Annotated in this window: 17 protein-coding genes and 2 pseudogenes; 12 read left to right on the top strand and 7 right to left on the bottom strand. The window is 67.4% G+C overall.

Going from position 1 to position 20440, the window contains the following annotated elements:
• Positions 1-266 precede the first annotated feature (266 nt).
• On the top strand, positions 267-1364 hold the full coding sequence (locus tag QF032_RS31330; RefSeq protein ID WP_307058496.1) for an SMI1/KNR4 family protein: 1098 nt from the start codon (positions 267-269) through the stop codon (positions 1362-1364).
• A gap of 70 nt (positions 1365-1434) precedes the next feature.
• On the opposite strand, the gene QF032_RS31325 is transcribed toward QF032_RS31330, so the two are convergent.
• The 3 genes from QF032_RS31325 to QF032_RS31315 are packed head-to-tail and all read right to left on the bottom strand — an operon-like array spanning position 1435 to position 4077.
• On the bottom strand, positions 1435-2379 hold the full coding sequence (locus tag QF032_RS31325) for an FAD-dependent oxidoreductase (RefSeq protein WP_307058494.1): 945 nt from the start codon (positions 2377-2379) through the stop codon (positions 1435-1437).
• 4 nt (positions 2380-2383) lie between these two features.
• Positions 2384-2953 carry an isochorismatase family cysteine hydrolase gene (locus tag QF032_RS31320; protein ID WP_306948098.1) on the bottom strand — a complete coding sequence of 190 codons (570 nt, stop codon included), beginning with the start codon at positions 2951-2953 and terminating at the stop codon, positions 2384-2386.
• Positions 2954-2976: 23 nt separating this feature from the next.
• Complete coding sequence (locus tag QF032_RS31315) at positions 2977-4077, bottom strand: helix-turn-helix domain-containing protein (protein WP_306948100.1); 1101 nt, start codon at positions 4075-4077, stop codon at positions 2977-2979.
• 252 nt (positions 4078-4329) lie between these two features.
• On the opposite strand from QF032_RS31315, the gene QF032_RS31310 reads away from it, so the two are divergent.
• The 9 genes and pseudogenes from QF032_RS31310 to QF032_RS31270 all read left to right on the top strand — a co-directional run.
• On the top strand, positions 4330-4797 hold the full coding sequence (locus QF032_RS31310) for an NUDIX hydrolase (RefSeq protein ID WP_306948102.1): 468 nt from the start codon (positions 4330-4332) through the stop codon (positions 4795-4797).
• 6 nt (positions 4798-4803) lie between these two features.
• Positions 4804-5445: a hypothetical protein gene (locus QF032_RS31305; protein ID WP_306948104.1), complete on the top strand. Its 642-nt coding sequence runs from the start codon at positions 4804-4806 to the stop codon at positions 5443-5445.
• 16 nt (positions 5446-5461) lie between these two features.
• Positions 5462-7264, top strand: a complete 1803-nt coding sequence (locus QF032_RS31300; protein ID WP_307058492.1) for a DUF4254 domain-containing protein — start codon at positions 5462-5464, stop codon at positions 7262-7264.
• 51 nt (positions 7265-7315) lie between these two features.
• Complete coding sequence (locus QF032_RS31295) at positions 7316-7891, top strand: phosphoribosyltransferase family protein (RefSeq protein ID WP_306948108.1); 576 nt, start codon at positions 7316-7318, stop codon at positions 7889-7891.
• A complete protein-coding gene (locus QF032_RS31290; RefSeq protein ID WP_307058490.1) occupies positions 7888-9048 on the top strand; it encodes a glycosyltransferase family 9 protein in 1161 nt (386 codons plus the stop codon). The genes QF032_RS31295 and QF032_RS31290 overlap by 4 nt, the downstream gene beginning before the upstream one ends.
• Entirely contained in the window at positions 9048-10184 is a 1137-nt protein-coding gene (locus QF032_RS31285) for a hypothetical protein (protein ID WP_306948112.1), read from the top strand. The genes QF032_RS31290 and QF032_RS31285 overlap by 1 nt, the downstream gene beginning before the upstream one ends.
• A complete protein-coding gene (locus QF032_RS31280) occupies positions 10169-10930 on the top strand; it encodes an SDR family NAD(P)-dependent oxidoreductase (RefSeq protein ID WP_307058488.1) in 762 nt (253 codons plus the stop codon). Before QF032_RS31285 ends, QF032_RS31280 begins: the two co-directional genes overlap by 16 nt.
• Entirely contained in the window at positions 10923-11498 is a 576-nt protein-coding gene (locus QF032_RS31275) for a histidine phosphatase family protein (RefSeq protein ID WP_307058486.1), read from the top strand. Before QF032_RS31280 ends, QF032_RS31275 begins: the two co-directional genes overlap by 8 nt.
• A 105-nt stretch (positions 11499-11603) precedes the next feature.
• Positions 11604-12404, top strand: a pseudogene (locus QF032_RS31270) (RNaseH domain-containing protein); the annotation flags it as partial.
• Between the two features lie 20 nt (positions 12405-12424).
• Here QF032_RS31270 and QF032_RS31265 read toward each other — a convergent pair.
• The 3 genes from QF032_RS31265 to QF032_RS31255 all read right to left on the bottom strand — a co-directional run bounded on the left by QF032_RS31265 (position 12425) and on the right by QF032_RS31255 (position 17387).
• Positions 12425-13315: a DUF5655 domain-containing protein gene (locus tag QF032_RS31265; RefSeq protein ID WP_306948120.1), complete on the bottom strand. Its 891-nt coding sequence runs from the start codon at positions 13313-13315 to the stop codon at positions 12425-12427.
• A 680-nt stretch (positions 13316-13995) separates the two neighbouring features.
• Complete coding sequence (locus tag QF032_RS31260; protein WP_306948121.1) at positions 13996-14973, bottom strand: hypothetical protein; 978 nt, start codon at positions 14971-14973, stop codon at positions 13996-13998.
• A 365-nt stretch (positions 14974-15338) separates the two neighbouring features.
• Positions 15339-17387 carry an ATP-binding protein gene (locus QF032_RS31255; RefSeq protein ID WP_307058484.1) on the bottom strand — a complete coding sequence of 683 codons (2049 nt, stop codon included), beginning with the start codon at positions 17385-17387 and terminating at the stop codon, positions 15339-15341.
• 591 nt (positions 17388-17978) lie between these two features.
• Here QF032_RS31255 and QF032_RS31250 point away from each other — a divergent pair.
• A complete protein-coding gene (locus QF032_RS31250; RefSeq protein ID WP_306948125.1) occupies positions 17979-18254 on the top strand; it encodes a helix-turn-helix transcriptional regulator in 276 nt (91 codons plus the stop codon).
• Positions 18255-18416: 162 nt separating this feature from the next.
• Here the strand turns inward: QF032_RS31250 and QF032_RS31245 are convergent, their stop codons facing one another.
• On the bottom strand, positions 18417-19505 hold the full coding sequence (locus QF032_RS31245; protein WP_444875858.1) for an IS110 family transposase: 1089 nt from the start codon (positions 19503-19505) through the stop codon (positions 18417-18419).
• 563 nt (positions 19506-20068) lie between these two features.
• On the opposite strand from QF032_RS31245, the pseudogene QF032_RS31240 reads away from it, so the two are divergent.
• Positions 20069-20297, top strand: a pseudogene (locus QF032_RS31240) (IS3 family transposase); the annotation flags it as partial.
• Between the last annotated feature and the right edge of the window lie 143 nt (positions 20298-20440).

The raw sequence follows: 20440 nt of genomic DNA, 5'->3' as shown, positions 1-20440 counted from the left end.
CGCCAGATACTCGAGAGGGATAGGCGCTGCCTGGCGATGAGCCGAGAGCGGCTGGTTGGTTTGTAGGGTCTCGCGCCACACGTCATGGGGCGTCGCGCTGATCAGCTGTTTCTCAGGTTGTCTCACGCAGTGGCCGGGGCTCTTGTCTCAGGGCCGGTGGCATTTCCTCACGACCGCTGTGGCGCTCATGGCGGGACGGGCGGCGATGTGCTGGCGCTCGGGTCCCAGTGTGTGATGGGTCGGGGCGCAATGCAAGCGTGGTGACTATGACCACTGACACACCAGCAGATGTGCGAGTCACCCGGGCATGGGGCCAGATCGTGGAATGGCTGGCCGACTACGCCCCGCCGTCGTACGCGGCCCTCAAGCCCGGCGCCTCCGACAACGAGATCGTGGCTCTCGAAGAAGCCCTCGGCGTGAGCGTTCCTGAGGAGTTGAAGGCGCTGTGGCGGCTGTCCGCCGGTGAGGACGGCGTGGCCGGTTCGGGGCTCATGCTGGGCAGCTGGGCCCTGATGCCGCTCGACGCCGTGATCGAGGTCTACCAGATGCAGACGCGGTTCCAGGAGGAGAACGGCGAGGATGAGGACGCCCTGGTGCTGTGGAAGCCGTCTTGGATACCGTTCTGCTCCTTCAACCCCGACGACACCGTCTACGGCCTCTACCTGAACGGCGAGACCGGGGAAGTATGCAAGTGGAGCAGGTTCGGGGAGCGCGAGCGGGAGTACGAGTCGCTGCCCGCCTACCTGGAACTCATGGCGCTCAGCCTGGAAGCCCCCTTGGCGGCGGCCGGCCCGGAGAAGCCCGGCATGATGGGCGGCGCCCTGGTGTGGGGACCCCCTTCTGACGAGGAGCGCAGGGACCAGTGGGTGCGCCACCTTGGCCAGGCCCCGCCGCGCCATCCCGCGAAGACTCTCGGCGCGATCCGGGAAACTCTGCCCGGCGATGAGTGCGCGGGGTTCGACGAGCAGCGCGACGCCCTCGACCTGGCCGACCCCGAGGCCGTCGCCGCCTTCCGGGACCACTGGTGGGAGCGTGCCGTGCAAGCCCAGGAGAAACTGGAGGACGACGTCGCCGCCGCGCTGGGCGGGAACATCATGGTCCAGCCCGGCCACGAGCTGGCGCCGGAGTACGAAGCCACGCTGCCGCCCGCCATCCGCCACCGCCCGCCGTCCATGGACGACATCCGCGCCGCCCTGCGCTACGAGAGCGTCCGCGCACGGTTCGACCGGGAGTTCATGGACGCGATCCCACCGCACTATCCGGCGCTGCTGCTGCGGTGGTGGGACATCGCCCGCCTGATGGCCGACCCTCGCGGCGACCGGGCCGTACGCGCTGTCATCAACGACCGCCGCACCTCGGGCTAGGCCGTGCCGAAGGGCACAGTCATTGAGTCAGCCGTGAGAATGTGCAGCCGAACTTGAGATCCCACATGGTTCAACGGGAGTTCCCAGGGAGCATGTCCCGTGCCGCATAGTAGGCGTGCAGGGCCGCTTCGCTGCCGGAACCCATAGCGGTCATGATCCGTTGGAAGCGGGGCGAGCGAAGGTCTCCCGCGATGATGACACGAGGGTGCTGGTTGGAAGGGGGACAGTAGCCGGTGGCATCGCGAATGAGGTCGCCATTCGGGGCGGTGGGTGCGGTGCCGATGCTGAGGAAGGTGAGGTCGGCTGTCACGTGCTGGTGTTCGCCGTCGCGACCCACGATGTCGGCCGACAGAACTGTCGTTTCCAATAGGTCCAGGGTCAGATGGTCTGCCGGGATGAGGGTGACACGAGGGTCGTCGCGAATCTCTTCGATCTTGTAGTCGTCGCTCGGCGGGTAGGCCACAAGCAGGCGCGTGTCGGTGGTCGGATTGGCTCGAAGGAAGGTTCCGATCGGGCGGTCTCCGCCGAGGATGAGAAGAGTGCGGCCTTCTGCCTGATCTTCTTCGGCCTGCCACAGCGGCATCAGGGTGAGGCCGGAGGGGGCTGTGATCCAGGGGGCGTCTTCTGGTTGAACGGGGCCGACGCCGGTGGCGACGATGGTGTGGGGCGCGACCAGTTGTTTTCCGGTGTCCAGGGTGACGGTGACGTGGTCGTCAGCGGAACGGATTCGGGTGGCGTGTCGGCCCAGTTCGATGCGGCACAGCGTGGTGCTCTTCAGTTCTGCCGTGATGGAGTCGGCCAGTTCCGGGCCACTGGCGTATCCGCCCAGGACATTGTTGAGCGCAGGGATCCGGTAGAGGTTGCGGCACAAGGCATCCGGCTCGATCAGCACAGATCTGGTGCCGACGCTGGCGGCCATGCGGGCAGCCGCGCAGCCGGCCGGGCCTCCGCCAATGATGATCACGTCGGTATCGGGGGGCACGGGTGTTCCGGTGCGTGAGGGTGTGACGGCCATGGAGTTATTCCAGCACCATGGCCGGGTCGTACGAGGCGAGTTGCTGCATCACTTGGTTGGTGGTGACGAGTTGCCCGGGACTGATCAGGCGGCGTGCCACGGTCAGGCCGGCGTCGTGGACGTCGGGTCCGGCATCGCTGGCACAGGCGTCGGTGACGATCCAGGGCGCGTAGCCGTGCTCGAAGGCGTCGGCGGCGGACTTCAGGACGCAGCTTTCGGTGGCCACTCCGCAGAAGACCAGGTCGGTCCAGCCAGCCTGGTGGATCAGCCCGGCGGCTTCTGGTGTGAAGAGGGTGTAGCCGGTCTTGTCGAGGACGGCGTGGGCGCCGACGGCGTGGTCGGCGAGTTCGGGCACGATGTCGGTCTCGGGCGGCCCCTGGAGACGGCGCCAGTGGAAAAACCGCTCGTAGGGGCTGTCGGGGTAGTTGAAGTAGCGGGTGAAGAGCACCGGCCTGCCCGTCGCGGCCCACCTGGTGACCAGGCCGGCGATCGCGGGAACGGCATGCACACTGTGGCGGTTCACGAAGCCGTTCTGCATGTCGATCACGACCAGTGCCGCGTTGCCGATGTCCATCCGGTGTCTCTCCTAGCTCGCTGTCAGCCGACGCTTTCGCGCAAGGCGTCCTGCGCGGCACTCAGGCGATCGGCGAGGCCGCTGGTCTTCATGATGGCCTCCCGCATGAGGACGTGCTGAGCGGTCTCCTGCGCGCGGGCCGTGGTGAGCCGGGAGGACGCGGCGCGAAGGAAACGCCAGCCGTACTGCTCGGGCATGGAGGGGTCCTGGCCCTCCTCGATCATCTGCTGGATCTGCCGGGTGAAGCACCATAGGGCCTGGACCGTCAGCTCGCAGGCCACCAGCTCGTCCACGGTGAGGCTGCGCTCGGGCGCGATGGATGCGTAGGCGACGCCGGACCATCCCGCGTAGCCGGCGGAGACACCGCGTACGCCGAAGGACACGATGTCCGGATGGTCGAAGCCCGTGGTCAGGAGCGTCTCTTCCACCGTGCCGTCCAATGGCGCGGGGCCGCCGGCCGCGCCGCGGTCCACGAGTACGGACGGGGTAGACAGCAGGCGCAGAGCGATGTCGTACTCGCTGCCCGTCCACGGGCTCGCGGTGAGCCAGTACAGGGACAGGACGTACTCGGGGCTAGGTACCCACGTGTGGTCCTCGCCAAGGAGATCGCGGATCTTCGCCCTGGCCCAGGGTAGGTCGGTGGCGTAGGAGCGGTAACGCCACACGGCAAGTTCGGTGAGCGACGCGGGCGTGTGGGGCTGAACGAGGTGGAACACCGCGACGCCGCAGGCGAAGACGTGAAGCGTGCACTCCTGGGCTTCCGGGTGGTCTACCCGGGCTGCTGAAGACTGCAGCCACTCGTCCTCGGCGCGCTGCGTCATGTCGGCGCGGAGCCCGTGGGCGCGCTCGGCGCCGATGAAGACGGGCAAAAACTTGTGGGAGTCGACTTCGATCCCGCCTGCTGCGGGCGGTGGCCCGGCGCCGTTCAGTCCAAGAGCTTCGCCAAACCGTGCCTTGGCCTCGTCCGAAGCGCGGACGAGAGCGGTATCGAGAGCTGCCTGCGAATCAGCGCGCGGACGGTAATTCTCCCCGCCTGCCTCCCACTTCGATACCGCACGGTCGCTCACGCCCAGGTACGCGGCAAATTCACGGACACTCATGCGCAGGGCGTCGTCGCGCAGCACCCGGGCGCTTCGACCGGTCCACTGCCTCACCGTGACCACCGCCGTACCCCCGTTCACCGTTGATCGACCACCGAAGTACCCAGCGTAACCAGGCATGTTCGGCGCTGGTGCGGCACTGGTGCAGCACGCGTACGTCACACCCTGGCCACGAACTGCCCCATGCTGGGTCCGCCAGGCTGGAAATCCGATCGCCGCAAGGCGACGCTCCGCCTCTATTTCTTGCTGTACCCGCGACCAGAAGGAACCCATGCCATGACCGACGTCGTCAAACGCAGCGCCCGCGTCATCCTCCTCGACGGTGACGAGCTTGTCCTGATCAAGCGCACCAAGCCGGGCCGCGAACCGTACTGGGTAACGGTCGGCGGCGGAGTGGAAGCCGACGACGAGACCATCGAAGCGGCCCTGCACCGCGAGGTGTTCGAGGAACTCGGCGGCACGGTGGAGCGCGCAGAACTCGTCCATCTGATCACCGACGAACTCGAAGGCGGCATCGGTATCCAGCACATCTTCGCCGCGCGCCTGGTGTCGATGGACCTGACCGCGCGGACTGGCACGGAGTTCAGCAAGCCGGAACGGGGCGGCTACGAGGTGGTACGAGTGCCGTTCACACCAGCTGTTGTTCGCGAACTGAACTTGATGCCACCGCAGTTGGCCGACTTCATCGTCGCCAACACGGGGGCGATCGACTCCGTTCTCGATACGCCGGTCCGCAAGGCGTGAACGCCGATGCCCGCCGCGCAGCCTGACTTTGTCAGTCTCAACGGTCCTGACAATGTCGGCAAGACGACGCAGCTGCGACGCCTGGACCGGCACCGCTCCGGCTTCCAGCCGCTGGGTGCGATCCATGACCACGATCCTGAGCCGTGGGCACGGGTGGCGTCCGACGACTACGCGCGGTGGTGGTTCCGGACCTCCACCACGGTCGAGCTGACCGAGATGCTGTTGGCCGGCCACGCCAAGCGGGCCGCCGCCCGGGCGGCGGGCCGTACGGGGCTGCTCGACCGGGGCCTACCCATGCTCCTCGCGGTGGCCTCCGCGACCTGCGTGATCAAGGATCGGGTGACGGTGCAACAGGCCATGGACACCGTGGCCGGCATCGTTGGTTCACACGCCGTCCCGGCGGAAGCGTCCGTCCTCCTGCTTCCCTCCCTCGACGCCGAACGCAGCTACGCGATCACCAGTGCCCGAGAGGGACGTCCCTGGACCGGCGTCTACCCCGCCTACCAGAGGACGCTGCACGCAGTCCTGCTCCAGCAAGCCGACCACAACATCTATACCTGGGTCGTGAACTGCGAGGACCTATCCCCCGACCACGTCCACGCCCAGGTGTGCGCCCTCCTCGACACCCACTTGCCGGCCCAACGCTGACGGACGGGAACCTCCGATGACCCCACACACAACACCCCTGGTGATACCGCCGGGGCTCGCCCGCGCCATCGCCACTCTGGCGGAGAAGGACCGGCGGCGCCTGGATGACGCCGTCACCCGCCTCCACACCGTCAATGGACTGCTGTGGGACGCCGAGGACCGCGTGCGCGGCACGGCACTGACCACCGCGCAGGTCACCGACTGCAAGCGGGAGATCGACCAGCTCAACGCCGAGCGCAACCAGCTGGCCGAGCGGGCCGACGAGATCCTCAGTACGTTCGCCGGCGGCCCCACCCGCCCTGATGCCCCGCTGCACACCGAGACCCTCGCCTCGGTGCTGGACCGGCTCTCCGTCCTCACCCTGCGCATCTGGCACAGCGAACGCGTTTCGGATCGCGCTGAGCTGACGCGCCGCCGCATCCCCGCTCTGCACCGCCAGCGCGAGGAACTGTGCGCTGGGCTCGACGCCCTGATCCATGACCTCCTCGCCGGAAACCGGCGCCTGCCCGTACCGGCCCGTTACAAGCTGTACGGCCAGGACGAGGCCGTGGCGTTGGAGATCCAGCCGAGTCCCCGTCTGCAGCGGGTCCTCGCCTTCGGCGGGCTGAGCGAGTGCGGTAAGAGCACGAGCGCCGAGTTCGTCCGGGACACCTGCGGCGCCCAGCGCTTGAAGATCGGTTTCCTTCTGCGGCAGGCCGCGCTCCGGCGCGGTCTCGCCGACCCCTATGCGCTCTCCGCCCGCCGCCAGGCCGAGCTGCTGCTCGATGAGCTGAACCGCTTCGCCGAAGGAAACCCCGGCACGCGGCTGTTCACCATCGAGTCCGTTCACGACGACGCCTCGATCGCCGAACTCAAGCAACTCATGGGCGAGAAGCTGCAGATCGTCTTCCTGGACGTCGCCTTCGGGGTGCGGGTCGCCCGGTCCGGCACCGCGCCGCAGGCCGTGGCCGCCAAGGACGAGGTGAAGATGAGCCGCGGTGCCCACCAAGTGGCGGCGCTCGCCGACCACGTGATCGACAACTCCGGCAGCATCACCACCCTGCGCGCCCAACTGCGGCGGATAACCGCCCCGCCCGCCCCCTCGGCCCTACGCGTCGCCACCCCCTACGGGCTCGGTCTGCCGGCCGACGTCGCGTCGGCCACCGCCGACTTCGTCGACGCCCTCCGCGCGAACGGCCATGGCGTACGGCTCGCCGCCCTGACCGGCAGCCCGGGCGAAGGAACCTGGTTTTCCGGCTGGTCGGACCTGGATCTGCTCGTGGTCGCCGACCACGAGGCCACCCCCCAGGTACACACGGCCCTCGCCGACTACCGAAGCTCTCTGGAGGGCGTCACCTCCCTCGGCCCGTCCCTGATAACGCCGGGGGAACTGACCGCACGGCACCTCACCCCGCGCCTCGCCTTCGCGCTGTACCAGCTCCAGCAGGGGCACCCTGTCCTGCACGCCGCACCCGGCGTCGAGCTCCCCTCGATCACCCGCGCCGAACTCGACCTGGCCGCCGTCCGTGAACTTCCTCAGGTCATCCTCACCATGCGCCGCCTGCGCGCCAGCGCCGAAGCGAATGCCCTACGGCCGCTGTACAAGCACCTCGTCCTGGCCTGCCGCCTGCTGCTACGCGAGCACAACCAGTGGGAGACCGGCCCCGACCGCATTCTCGCCGCCGCCTCCGTCATGCCCGGCCTGCCCGCCTTCAGGGTGCCGCCACTTGCCGACATCTCCGCCGCCTGGCGCGACGGCGACCGGGAGAAGGCGCTGAAGCCGGTCACGATCGCCATCGACTGCCTCCTGGACTGGTACGCCACACAAGTCGCGGCCTGACGCCCTGCCGCCCCACTCTCCCCTGCTTCTCCTCGCCCCAGGAGCTTCGCCATGCCCGAAACCCTTGCCGTGCCACCCTTTTCGGCACGCGTCGTCGAACGCCTCAGCATCGGCGCCACCAGCCGCCGCGAGCGCGTCATCCACTCCCTAGACGGTCTCGAAGACCCAGTCCACCCCGAGACTCTGGCCGTCGTTGGAGGGCTGCTGTGGGAGCGCCTGCACGCCCAGCTGTCTTACGCCGACCGCACCGCTGACTTCCTGCTCGGCCTGGATGCCGGTGGCATCCTGCCCACCCTCAGCCTCGCCACCGTCTCCCGGCTGCCGTACAAGATCGCCTGGAAGCTCCACCTGCCGCTCAAAGGCGCGGTCCGCTTCCGCGAGCCGCACGCGATGCGCACCGACGTCTTCGCCTACGGCATCGCTCCCGGGCAGCGGATCATCCTCGTGGACGACGAGATCACCACCGGCCAGACCCTCGCCGACCTCACCCGCCGGCTCCGCGAGGCCGGGGCCGAACCGCTGGCTGCCGCCTGCCTCGTGGAGGACACCACGCGCGGGGCCCGCGCCCTGCTCGACGGGCTCGGCCTCCCGCTGGTCTCCCTCACCACGATCGAGGCAGCCCCGTGACCACACTCGCCCCCGTCGACATACTGTTCCGCCCCGGAACGAAGATGGTCTCCGCTCAGGCAGTCCACACCACACCCCTGGGGTACGACCGCGCGAGTATCCCACTCGGCGCATCCCTGCCCATGCCCGCCGCTACCGAACTCGTCGACCGTCTCAACACCTGCGACGAGATCGAAGTCAGCTTCCACGGCAAGCTCGGCGACACCCTCCTCGCCCTCGCCACCGTCCGCGCGCTGTCCGACTGGCTGGCTCTGCGCACTCTCTCCACCACCATCCGGGCAACCGGACCGTACGCGCACCTGATCTCCCGCTCCGGACTGTTCACACACACGCCACCCGACGCCCGGCCCGGCATCGGCCGACGGGCTGTCATCGGCGATCGGGAAGGCATCGAGGCATCCGGCGCGGGGGCTGAGGTGAGCCTGGTCTGCGACCCCGCAGCGCCTCCCTGCTGGTCCAGCGACGACCGCGCCCACCCCGACCTCCCCGCCCGCTACTACCTGGCCCTGGAACGCCGTCTCGGCATCCGCCTGCCCGCCACCACGCCCTTCGCCCCACTCCTGGTCAGTCAGCGAAGTCGACTGGTCGAAGAGCTGCACACGACCGGGTGGCTGGAGGGTATGACCATCGCGGCCATCACCGCGACCAGCTGGCCGGAACTCAAGGACTACACCCCCCGCCGGTACATCCAGATCGCCAGCCATATCGCCGACGCCTACCAGACACAGGTCCGCCTGCTCGTCATCGGCGGCGACCCCGGCACGGGGACGCATATCTCCACCCAGACCACGCGCAGCGGCGTAGAGATCCTCTACCTGGACGGGATACCAGCCATCGACCTCGCCGATGTGTTCCCCCACTGCCGCCTGGTCATCGGCAACGACACCGGCCTCACCCACCTCGCCGCCCTCTCCCGTACACCCAACGGGAGCGGCCCACCGGTCGTGGGCCTGTACGCACGGCACAGCCACAGCAAGTGGCGCACCGGTTTGCCCCACCACCACGCGGTGGCTGCCGCTCTGTCTGAGCGTATGCACCAGGGCGATCTGTGCCCCGTACGCGACGCGATCACCCCGGACACGGACATCCACATGGACGCCTTCACCCCTGCCGCTCTGGCACAGGTCTGCCTCGATCTGCTGAATGGAGTCCGCTGATGCCCCTACAGCCACGTCTGCGTATCGGACCAGTGCGGCGCTTCACCCGCAACCTGCTGTGCCCCGTCGACGTCCAGGGCCATCGCCTGCTGATGAAGTACACCCGTGACCCGGCCGAGGCCCGCCAGGAAATCCGCGGTCACGCCCGCTTGGCCGGCCACTACCGTGTACCGGCACTCCACGCCTACCTGCGCGTCCCCGGCGGATACCTCCTGGCGTACGAACGCCTGCCCGCTGACAGGAACCGGGGACTGCTGCTCGACCTGTTCAACACGGCTGAGACGCCCGAAGAGTTGTCCGCTTACCTCCGCCAACTCGCAGCCACGTACCGGGAGGTCATCCTCAGGACCGCTCAGCTGGTCGATCCGTCGCTCGTGGTGGGCAAACTGTACCGAGACCGTGCCGCGCCGGGAGGCCGCCTCGACGCGTACTACGCCGGAGCGGACTTCCCCGTCGCCGACGGTCTCGTCGACGTCCCTGTCTCCCGCCTCGGCGGGTACGCGCTGCGCATCAACGGCCAACGACATCATCTGGACTGGCCCGCCGTCCTGACGCGCCTGCGGGAAGACTTCGGCGCGACGGCACCGGTGTGGGCAGCCCTCACCCAGGGCGATCCCACCGACGTCAACCTCGCCCACCCCCTGGCCTGGCTCGACTACGACACCGCGGGACTGAACAGCATCGCGGGCGAGTTCGCGAACTTCCTCTGGTACACCTCTGCCCTCGGCGGATGGCTCGTCCCCACTTACAACTCGCCCGCCTTCGCCGACCACTCAGCCACCTTCGACCACGTCCCGGCCAACACACCCGAGATACACAGGGCCGACGTCGAACACACCGCCCGCACCATCCACATCGACTACACGCTGCGCCTCTCACCACCGCGCCGAGCCGCCGTCACCGCCTACTGGCACCACTTGGTCCACCCCGTAGCCGAACAGCTCTGGCCCGGCGGCAGCCTCGCCGAACTGCTGCGCCCGTATGTGGCGATGCGCATCCTCGGCGTCTACAACCTCGCCAACCTGGCACCCCACGACCGGCTGATCCTCCTGGCCCGGCTCGCCGAAGCCATGAGCCCGTCCTTCGACCCCACCCTCTACTTCTGCCCGCAGGAGACCTCATGCCTGGCGACCTGAAAGGACACACCGCCCTGGTCACTGGGGCCACCGGCGGCATCGGCCCAGTCCTCGCCGAACGCCTCGCCGCCGACGGGGCGGACGTCGTCCTCGCCCACCTCGACGACCACGAGGAAGCCGCCGCACTCGCCAAACGCTTCTCCCGGGCCGCCGTGACAGTCTTGTCCCTGGCTGCAGATCTCCGCGACCCAGCCTCTGTCCACGCACTCTGTCAGCAAGCCCACGAACGCCTCGGACCGATCGACATCCTCGTCAGCAACGCCGGCGCCTACCCCCGCATGCCCTGGGCGCAGACCACCCCCGGCCGCTGGCGCGAAGCCCTGGACACGAACCTGACCAGCCACTACCTCCTCGCCCACGAGCTCACCCCCGCCATGATCGCCCGCGAGTGGGGGCGCATCATCACTATTGGATCCGTTCTCGCCACCGCAGGCCGCCACGACCTCTCCGGCTACATCAGCGCCAAAGCCGGGCTCGAAGGGCTCACCCGCGCCCTCGCCCGCGAACTCGGCCCATCCGGCATCACCACCAACTGCGTTGCCCCCGGCTCCATCCGCGTCCCCGCCGAGGACACCGTCGTCGACGACCCCGAAGCCATGGCCGCCCGGCAGTTCGCCCGCCAGTGCATCCAGCGACGAGGCCATCCGGACGACGTAGCGGCTGCCGTCGCCTTCCTCGCCTCCGAGAGCGCCGGCTTCATCACCGGCCAGACCCTCCGCGTCGACGGAGGCTGGGTCCTTGGCTGACATCCATCTCATGCGCCACGGAGCCTACGAAAACCACCGGCCCGGCTATCACGCCCCACTCGACGCACCCCTCACCGCCGAGGGCCGCGACCAGGTCCGCCGCTCCCTACCCCTCCCCGACGGCATCACAGGCATCCTCACCAGCCCCATCCTGCGAGCCCGCCAGACCGCCGCCGAAATCACACGCCTCACCGGCCTGCCGATCATCACCACCACCGGCCTCCTGGCCGAATGGCGCGCTCCCACCATTGTCCTCGGGCACACACCCGACACCTATCCGCCTACCTACCGGGCATGGAAAGAACGCCGACTGGAAAACCCCTCTCTGCGATGCAGCGACGGGGAAACCCTCACCGAACTCCATATCCGCGCCACTCGCTGTGCCGACTTCCTCCACGCCACAGCCGAAGCAAACGGCCGCCTGTTGGTGATCTCCCACGCCGTCTTCCTGGGCGTCCTCACCCACCTTCATGAAGGACCAACTGCCTTCACCGCCGCTGCAAGGCACCCATGGCCATTCACCGAACGCCGTCCGCTCGCCCAGCCACACAACAGACCACTCGGATAGCCGTCACGCCATCCGCCTGAAACACAAGACACGGAACGCACCCGGCTCGGTCCCCGTCCCCCAGCCCCACAGACCTACCACCGGCCTGGCCATCTCCTACCCAGCCGTGCTCGACAGCGTCCCCGAGACCTATCGGACGAGGTGCCACAGCCGATCAGCGTCAGCCGGTTCGACGCGGACAGGAAACTGATCGGCACGAACAGCACCACGACCTCGCTGTACCGGCTCGACACCGACCTCGGCACTGCCGCCTGGATCCTGTCGAACGTCCCTCACCAGTACGACGGGAACGGGGCGGGGCGCCTCGGTGGAGACAAAACCCGCTGGACCGCCAGCCACGGCTCCAGGGAGGAAGGCAACGTCTCAAAGAACGAGGGCGCCGCCAACTGGTACACGATGAACGGCACCGAGAACTACCCCTCCCTGGCACAGGGGGTAGACCCGGAGGCGCTCGCCAACCTCACCGCCCGCCTGTGCAACCGCCCCCTGGCATGGAGCAACCGAACCCGCTACCCCGTCCATCTCCACGCCGCCCAGCAGATGGACCCAGACCACCCGCAGTACCGTCGCACCGCCCCCAGGAAGACAACGAGGCGGAAGCACCCGGCGACACACCGCCAACCGCCGACCCGGAGTAGCCCAGCCATCCTGGCGGCGGGCCGTGACGCCGAACCGCGGGGATGCCGACGTAGTGCAGTGCACGTCAACGCGACACGCTACGCGCAGCGACGATCGCTCAGAGCGCCTCGCTCAAGTAGATCAAGACGGCGGGACAACATAGCGGGGGATCGCCGGTTAGCCAAACCGGCGATCCCCCGCATCATTGATGGTCCACCGCCGCTACCTGCCCGTACATCGAAAGGCATCCGAGACGACCATCGAATCGACGCCCGAAGACGCGCATGATCGAAGTGACCGTTCGCATTTCACGCCGCCGCGTAGCTCGTGCGGAACAGCTCCCGAGCACGCTCCAGATCCCGCGCGGTGCGGAGCTGCACCTCCAGGTCGCCCGTTCCGTGGTGCCCAAGCCCCCTCACGTCCCGGGTGAACCCGGGAACCAGGTCGACATCCTTGGGATCAGCCTTGAGATAGACAAGGAGCTTGGTCTGCTGCGGCGGGCAGACGCAGGCGAAGTTCCGCAGCCGCTGGTAGGCGACGTACTGCTTGCGCCGTACCCGGGTGACGCCGTCCCCGAGACCGAGCAGCGCCTCGTCGACCGCCTCGGCCAGCTCCGCCATCGCTCCGTCCTGTCTTCGGGCTGACGACAGCCCGGCCGCACGCCGACGGGCCCGCTTGGCAGCGGCCGAGTACCCGGTGACCGACGCCACGGTCTCAAGGCCGATGTGCTCATTGCCGAAGTACCGGTAGCGGACCAGGTCGATACTGCGCCGGTACTCGCGTGCGGCGTGCGTGTCGTAGCGCGTGAAGTCGCCAGCGACGCAGATCAACCGGGGTGCGCTCCACAGGACCTGGGACGCGGCCGAAGCCCCGAGTCTGTCACGGACCAGATTCCGGAAGGCGTCCTTGTGCGCCATCAGCCACGCAATGTAATAGAGGCCCTGATTTATCACGCCGGCTGCCGTGCCGCGCTTGTACTCGATCACCACGGGTGCGTTGTTCTCGTCGAGCCCCAGGGAGTCGATCCGCCCGCCGTCGACACAGTCGATGACGTACTCGCTCGCCAGGAACCGTACCCCCAGCATCGTCTCCATGTGCGCCTCGACGAGGCCCTGCACATCCGCCTCGACCTCGGCAAGCCGCGGCGCGACCTCCGCCACGCCGCCATTCGTCGTGTGGAACAGCTTCAGGCCCGACACCTTCCCCTCCTCGGCTCGAAGATCGAGAACGCAAGAGGGGGTAGATCTATTTCCGCGCGGGCGCACCGAACAGGTGAGGAGACGTGAGACGGTGAGCACCTGACACAGTCGGGAGCCCCTGCCTCCCATCCGTCCCAGCGATGCCCTCGTCCCACATACGTCCCACAAAACCCCTGACAGCGCGTCAGTGATGAGGAAAGTGGCAGGTCAAAGCACCTGCCGACGAGATGCGCCAGGCGCCTTCTAAGCACCTGCTACACAAGGCATCCCGCACCTCTTCCCCGCCGGCCTGCGGCATGCCTCCGGGGCCGCGCCGGCGGCTGAGCACACGAAGGGCCGGCAGCCAATGCGATGCTGTCGGTGATGCCCGCCGGCCGGAAGATGGCCGTGGGCGCAGGTCAGCAGGTGGACCAGGACGGCGAACAGCACGAAGACGGCCGCCGCTCTCCCATGCGTCGAGGCCGTCGGCAGGGCGCCCGAACCTCACCCTTACAGGTACGGGCTGTAGTTGAACTAAGCACATAGAGTGCGCGTGAAGGAGGAGGGTGTGCCCAGCCCGGATCCGGTCGTGGGTCACCACCAGGTCCTTGGTCGCGAGCACCGGTGGTGTAAGACGCACCCCTGGCCGATTCCCGGATCGGGTCAATCGGATCGCCGTACCCTGACCTCCGACTACACCCTCAGAAGTTGGCCAGGCGGATCTCGTAGCAGTCGCCACACATGTCCATGTCGGGGACGAGTTCGGCGGCCTGGTCACAGAAGGTGCAGACGCCTTCGTACGTGGATCCGCAGTCGAAGCAAATCCAGGAGTCCTCTCCGGGCGAGCTGGCCAACGGAGTGCTGATCACGGAGTAGGCGCCGCAGCTGCTACAGCCGTTGAGGTCGCAGCCTCCGTCGGTGATGCTGACGTGCTTGCTGGAGCCGATGAACTCCCACGCGGCATCCTCGCCGGTGCCGTACTGCCTCGCGCACAGGAGGCAGGCGAGATCCTGGGCTCCTGCGTCGAGTACGACGGTGAACTGACCGCAGGAGCGGCACGAGGCCGTCGAGCTCTCATAGCCGTCCAACCGACTGCGCAGGGTCTCCATGCGCAGGGCGAGGAAGTCCGTGAGGTGCTTGAAACCGTCGCGTACCTGCTCCATGTGCTGCTCAACCGACCATGCCTCATCGGTCTCGTGGACCTGGGGCAGGATGTCGGTGTTGATGAAGCCGACCAGCAAATCGAGTACGGGAACGGTGCGCGCCTGTACGGCGAGGACCGTGTCCTTCAACCCGAAGTGCATGATCCGGTTGCGGAGGCTGCCCAGGGCCCTGAGGCCAGCGTCCTCCGGATCGATCGTGCTCTCGATCCGCACAGTGTCACGCAGACGTTCGATCGCTGTTTTGACGCCGCAGCTTTTGAAGTCACCGGCCTCGTGCTTGCGCTGGTCGAACAGCTCGACCTTTGTCCACACCAGCGCCGGATCGTGCATCTCCAGCCGGGCCTTCAGCAGCGTCTCAGCCGCAGCCTGGAGGTGCAGGACCGCGTACTTCATATCGCGCGGTCCCGGCTGCCCGTCGTCACCAGACAGTGAGCCGACGGCACTCACCAGGAAGTCGAGGCCGTTGACCAGAGCGGGGAAGTGGAGGTCTGCCGGTTGCTGCCCGGTACCGGTCACCAGCGAACCCCGTACGCCTTGTCGTCTTTCACCCTCATCGCCCTCCCCTACGTCAGGTGCCGGATTCTCCAGGAAGAGTACCGGCGAAGGGCTGCCCCACCTCCGGGACAGCAGACGTCGGGAATGAGCGAAGGACCCTGCAAGCCCCTCATGCGCCACCTGTCCACCTGCATCCTGTCCACCACGCACCCCTGATCGCGGTGACCACTCTGGCCAGACACCTACGCGAGGCAACACAGTAGTCCTGAGCCGACGGATGGGCACCGGGCCTCGACTCTGCACGAGCGGCCCCTTCCGAGCTCTCTGGGGCCAGCCGGAGCATCGACGCCTACTGATCCTCCGGGGGTCGGACGGAATAGCTCCACTCATTGCCAGCTGGAGGGGAGTCCGAGTTTGTCGAAGAACGCCCGGTTGCGTTCGGTGGCGGCGTTGACGAGACGGTCGAAGCTCACTACTTCGATGTATGCCTTGCACGGCTCGTTGAAACCGAAATAACCCATGCCGTCATGGGTGGGCCGCAGGCCCGCGTATTCGCATCTGTCCACCATCGTCTTCGTGAGGTCCGCGAGGACGTAGCAGAAGGCAGGTGCCTCACGCGTCGGGGGGATCGGCCGCCCCAGCGCGGTCTTCACTCCGCCGGCGCGTACACGCTTCACGTACTCCAGGCACTGCTGGATCGGGTCCTTGTCTTCCGAGGCGTCATTGCGCATCGGCCGTTTGACCTCGATCACGACGATGGACGGCAGTGGGAGCGTTCCCCCTTCCGCGGCCAGCACCGGCGAGCCGACGAGCCGAGTCGCGAGCAAGTCGGGCTCCCGCGTCGAATCGGAACCCGTGATCGGCATGCTCTTGAGCGTCTTGTCAGAGGCGAGGTAGTCGTGGAACGCGAGCCGCTCGTCGATGATCCAGAGGTTGGAGGCATCGGTGCCGATCTCGTTCGAGTCGGTCCGCATCGGCATGAGCAGGGAGTGGATCGCGTCCTCCTTGCTGTACCTACCCTGGTCGTCGGACCTGATCTGCCTGGCGAGCACGTCGAGGATCGTTCTTCGGCGCGAGACGTAGGCGGCCAGGTCGGACTGGTTGATGTCGGTCACTGTGTTCAAGTACCTGGCGAGCCGTTCGTCGTAGCCCTCCGGCTGGGCGGAGCCTGCTTCGCCCAGGACGGCGTGGCCCTCGGCGAGCGCGGACGCTTCGAGCTTCTGGAGGTTGCTGTGCAGCAGTAGTTCGAGGTCTTGGTCCTTCATGGACGGATCCACGGATACCCCGAGCTGCTCGAGTCGCGACAGGACGGGCCGGTACCTCGGAGCGCGGTTGCTGACGAACTCGTGGACCCGGGCCTTGCCCTCCTCGCGTGCTGCGCTGAGCGGTCCGGCGAGGATGCTTTCGACTTCCTTGAGCACGCTCTCCCGGATGTCGTCCATCGACACATCTTCGATCAGTGGGGTGCCCGGCACACGTTCGCTGATGTCGAAGGCCGTACGGTCGGCGCGGACGTGGCTGTCCAGGAAGTCGGAGGACAGGTAGCAGACGTACGTGAACGGGGAGGACTCCGCGTCTTTGAGCCTTCCGTAGAGCCCTGGCACCTTGCTGGTGAGGTTTTCCTCCACCACCACACGGTTCGCAGCGCACCAGTACAGCCGTGGCGCGAGATTCCTCGGCGAGGACTTCAGGCGGAGGCTCACCATCTCAAACCTCTCCCCCTTGACCTCGATCGATGTCCTTTGCATGTCGGAGTACACGAAGTCGTGCATGAGGCTATTGAGCGAGACCGCCCCGTCATCGTCGGCCACCGTGATGTCGGGCGCGCCGCCGGGGCGCAGGAAGTACCAGATGCAGTGCTCGAAGACCTCACGGGCAATAGCCTCGACGGTCTTCAGCGCGCTCTGCTGGAAGGGCCTTTTAAACCCGTCGAGGCTCACGGTCGTGCCGACCTCAGCTGGAGTTTCCCCTTCCCCGTCCGGCTCGACCTCTCCCTGGACGGAGAAGCGGAACTGCCGCCCGTTAAGGCATCCGGCTTCGTCCTCGTAGGCGCTGCGGACCGAAACCCTGTCGAACGCCTTAAGCCAGAGCAGGCGCCCCACACCGCGGCAGCCCATGTCGGCCTTGTGGTCGCTGTCCAGCGTCTCGAACGATGTCATGTTCTCCGGAGTGAAGCCCACTCCGTTGTCCTCGACGCTGAAGCCGACGATGGGCTTCAACGCCGCGCGCCCTGGGCCGACGTGGCTGAAGTCGAGTGCTTCCTGCTGACTGCGCCGGATCCTGATGCTCAAACGACCGGGCTCCATGTCGTCGCCGAACCGGGCGTCGATCGCCTGGATGCCGTTGACCACGGCCTCCAGGAGCGGCAGAAGGGCATGGCTTTTCGGCAGACTCGTGTTCCGGACCCGGCCGGCCAGCGACGTGGTCAGCGCCATCGTCTTCCTCCTCGCTCCCAGGCCGCCCACCCTATCGGCGGGCTCGGAGCAAAGCGTGCTGGGCGGCCGAAGTACCGACGAAGTGACTTGCTCGCCACGGCCCGTTGCTGAACCCGCAGTCCGCCACCCGCAGCCCCGGCTGAAGCTGCCAAGTGCCTGGCTTGATGTCCCGCCGACTCGCAGAGCCTAACCAGCCCGGCAAGCCGCCTGACACCCCATCAGAACGAGCGTCAAATGAGCGTCACGGGCGTCATTTCAGCGTCAAGATATCGCCCGCAACGCCCACCCCGCACATAACGCACACGCACAAAACCACAGGTCAGGAGCCTTTCACGGCCGATTCAAGGATCGCGACGCACTCCACATGGTGCGTCATCGGAAACACGCGGAGACAATGCCGACGGCCTCACTAGCGGTGCTGGCACCGTTTGAGCCCTACGCAACTCACCTCCAACGCTGAGCGGAGCAGGGTATCCGTCAATGGCCGGTTACCGAAACCGGTGATTCCGCGGACTATTGGCAGTCCACCACGTCTCCCCGCTTCCTCACTACCGCGGAAGCAACTAAACCCGAAAGGCACTGCTGACAGGAATGCCCAGTCAGAGCGGCGAAACGCCTCACGGCCAGTTCAGCCCCGAGCACATCCGCGCCACCTGGAGTGGGACGGCGAGCGTAGAGGACGCCGCCCAGGCGTTCGGCTTGTCGAGATCGAAGAGCTACGACCTCGTTCGCCGCGGAGAATTCCCATGCCGCGTGCTACCAATAGGCCGCACCGCCCGCGTCGTCACCGCCTCGCTCCTCCGCGTACTCGAGAGCGGCGAGCCGGAGTACAACGGAGCCTCCGGTGCAAGCCCCAATCCGTCATGACCAACTGCACGACGACGCCCCGCCGCAGCAACCCGGCGGGGCGTCGCCGTATCAGGTCCCCGTCTACGCAGGACCCCCGCCGGAGCAAGCCGACGGGGGGGCCTCACCTGTCACGAGCGATCACAAGCGATCACGGGCGGGTCACCAACTCCACGGACGCCCCTATAACGCGGGGGTGCGGGAAACCGTTCTGACCAGGTTGAAGACCTCTCGGGCGGCATATCGCTTGAGGCATCGGATGATCTCACGTCGGGTCTTGCCCTCCTGGGTGCGGCGTTCGTAGTACGCCTGGGTGCGCGGGTCGTGGCGCAGCCGGGTGAACACGATGCGGTGCAGGGCGGCGTTTGCCTGGCGGTCGCCACCGTAGTTGAGCCGGCGCGAGCTCCGCCGGCCCGACGAATACTCGACGGGGCTGGCTCCGCAAAGGGCAGCAAAGGATGCCTCAGTGTTCAGCCGCTCGGGGTTGTCTCCCATGGTGATCAGCAAGGTGACTGCGCTGTCCGGGCCGATGCCCACCCGTTCGAGCAGCTGTGGGGCGTGGTGTTCGACGAGCTGGGTCAGGCGTTGGTTCAGCTCATTGATCTGCCCGGTGAGCTGTTCGATACGCTCCGCGAGCATTCTCAGGGTCATGTGGGTGGCCTGGGCCACCGCGTTCTCGCCGTCGCCTGGCCCGAGGCGTGCACAGGTGCGGAACAGCTCGCGGTTGCCCAGGCTGGACAGTCGTTCCCGCAGTGCGGGATCGGCGATGACCAGGACGGCTTTGAGCTGGTTGATCGCCTGGGTACGGGCCTTGACCGCGGAGTCCTTGGCGAGCTTGAAGATCCGGGCGCTGTGCACCGGGCCGTCGCCGGACTTGGCCCGGGCCCGGGCGCGGCCACTGAGCACGGCTCGCGCGGCGGCCTGAGCGTCGAGCGGGTCCGACTTCCCGAGCAGTCGGCGGGCCGAGCGGTCGGGCCGGTTCACTTCGAAGACCTGAATCTGCTGGGACAGCAGGTAGCGAGACAGGCCCGCGCCGAAGGTGCCGGTACCCTCCACACCGGCCCGGCGCACCGTCCCCCGCTTGCGGGCCCACACGAGCAACTGTCGGTAGCCGGCCGCCGTCGCGGGAAAGGACTCCGTCCCCAGGATCTTCCCGAGCGGGGAGATCACGGCGGCAACATGCACCTCGCCGTGCGTGTCCACGCCCAGGACGACCTCGCGCCGAACGGGCGGATCTGTGCTCGAGGAGGTGCTGCGCTGTCGGGTCGTCATGATGGTTCGCCTCCCATGTGGTGACGTGCTGGCTAGGGTGATGGCACCGGCCTGCTCGGGCGGTCTGAACCGTGATGGCGCCTGAAACTCGGCAAGGCCCCTATTGGGACACGCCCTGTGGCTCGGTGGCAGGCAGCATCCCGCAACGACAGTCGACAGGCCCGTGACTGGACACTTCGGTCATAGATCTCATGAGTCAGACCCCCGTCCGGGACGGCACTGCGCAACCGTCCCATTGATCCCGGCACGACGGCATGACCCGATCACGGCCGGATGCCTTCGTCCGAACCGGCGCTCAAACAGTCCCGGACGGGCCGACAATGAGTTGACTTCCCGTCCACTCGTGACCGGCATTGACGGAAAGCCGTACGGCCCGCCTTACCGGCTATCGTTCGTCGGCCGGGCCTTGGCCCTTGATCCTTGACACACGAGACACTGGATCCTCAGGATCTGAGAACGGACATCTCGTGGTCATGAATATCTATCCGCCGCATTTCAAGGCGGACGCGGTCGCGCTGTACCGGTCGCGGCCCGAGGCGACGACCCGGCAGGTCGCCGCCGTCCCCAGGATCACGGCCCAGCTCCGCGAGGCGGGCGAGCGCGTCAACCGCAAGCGGATCGCGCGGGTGATGCGGGACGCCGGTCTGTCAGGCGTGCGCTTGCGCCGCAGACACCGCACCACTGTGGCGGACCCGACCGCGGCGAAGGCCCCGGACCTGATCGGCCGAGACTTCACGGCAAGCGAGCCGAACACGAGGTACGTCGGCGACATCACCTATCTCCCGCTGCACGGTGGGGTACGTGAGGCCCGCCTCGACGCGTTCCGCTGGCTCCACCGCTGCAACACCCGACGCCGTCACTCCCGCCGGCTTGCGTGCCGCAGCTTCGTTGACCGGTTTGCGTTCGGTCCACCGGCGGATTTCCCACCGGCCGCA

Origin of the sequence: Streptomyces achromogenes, from assembly GCF_030816715.1 — a bacterium.
GTDB lineage: Bacteria > Actinomycetota > Actinomycetes > Streptomycetales > Streptomycetaceae > Streptomyces > Streptomyces achromogenes_A.
Note: the sequence above shows the minus strand (reverse complement) of the source record. Positions and strands in the feature narration are given on the sequence as shown.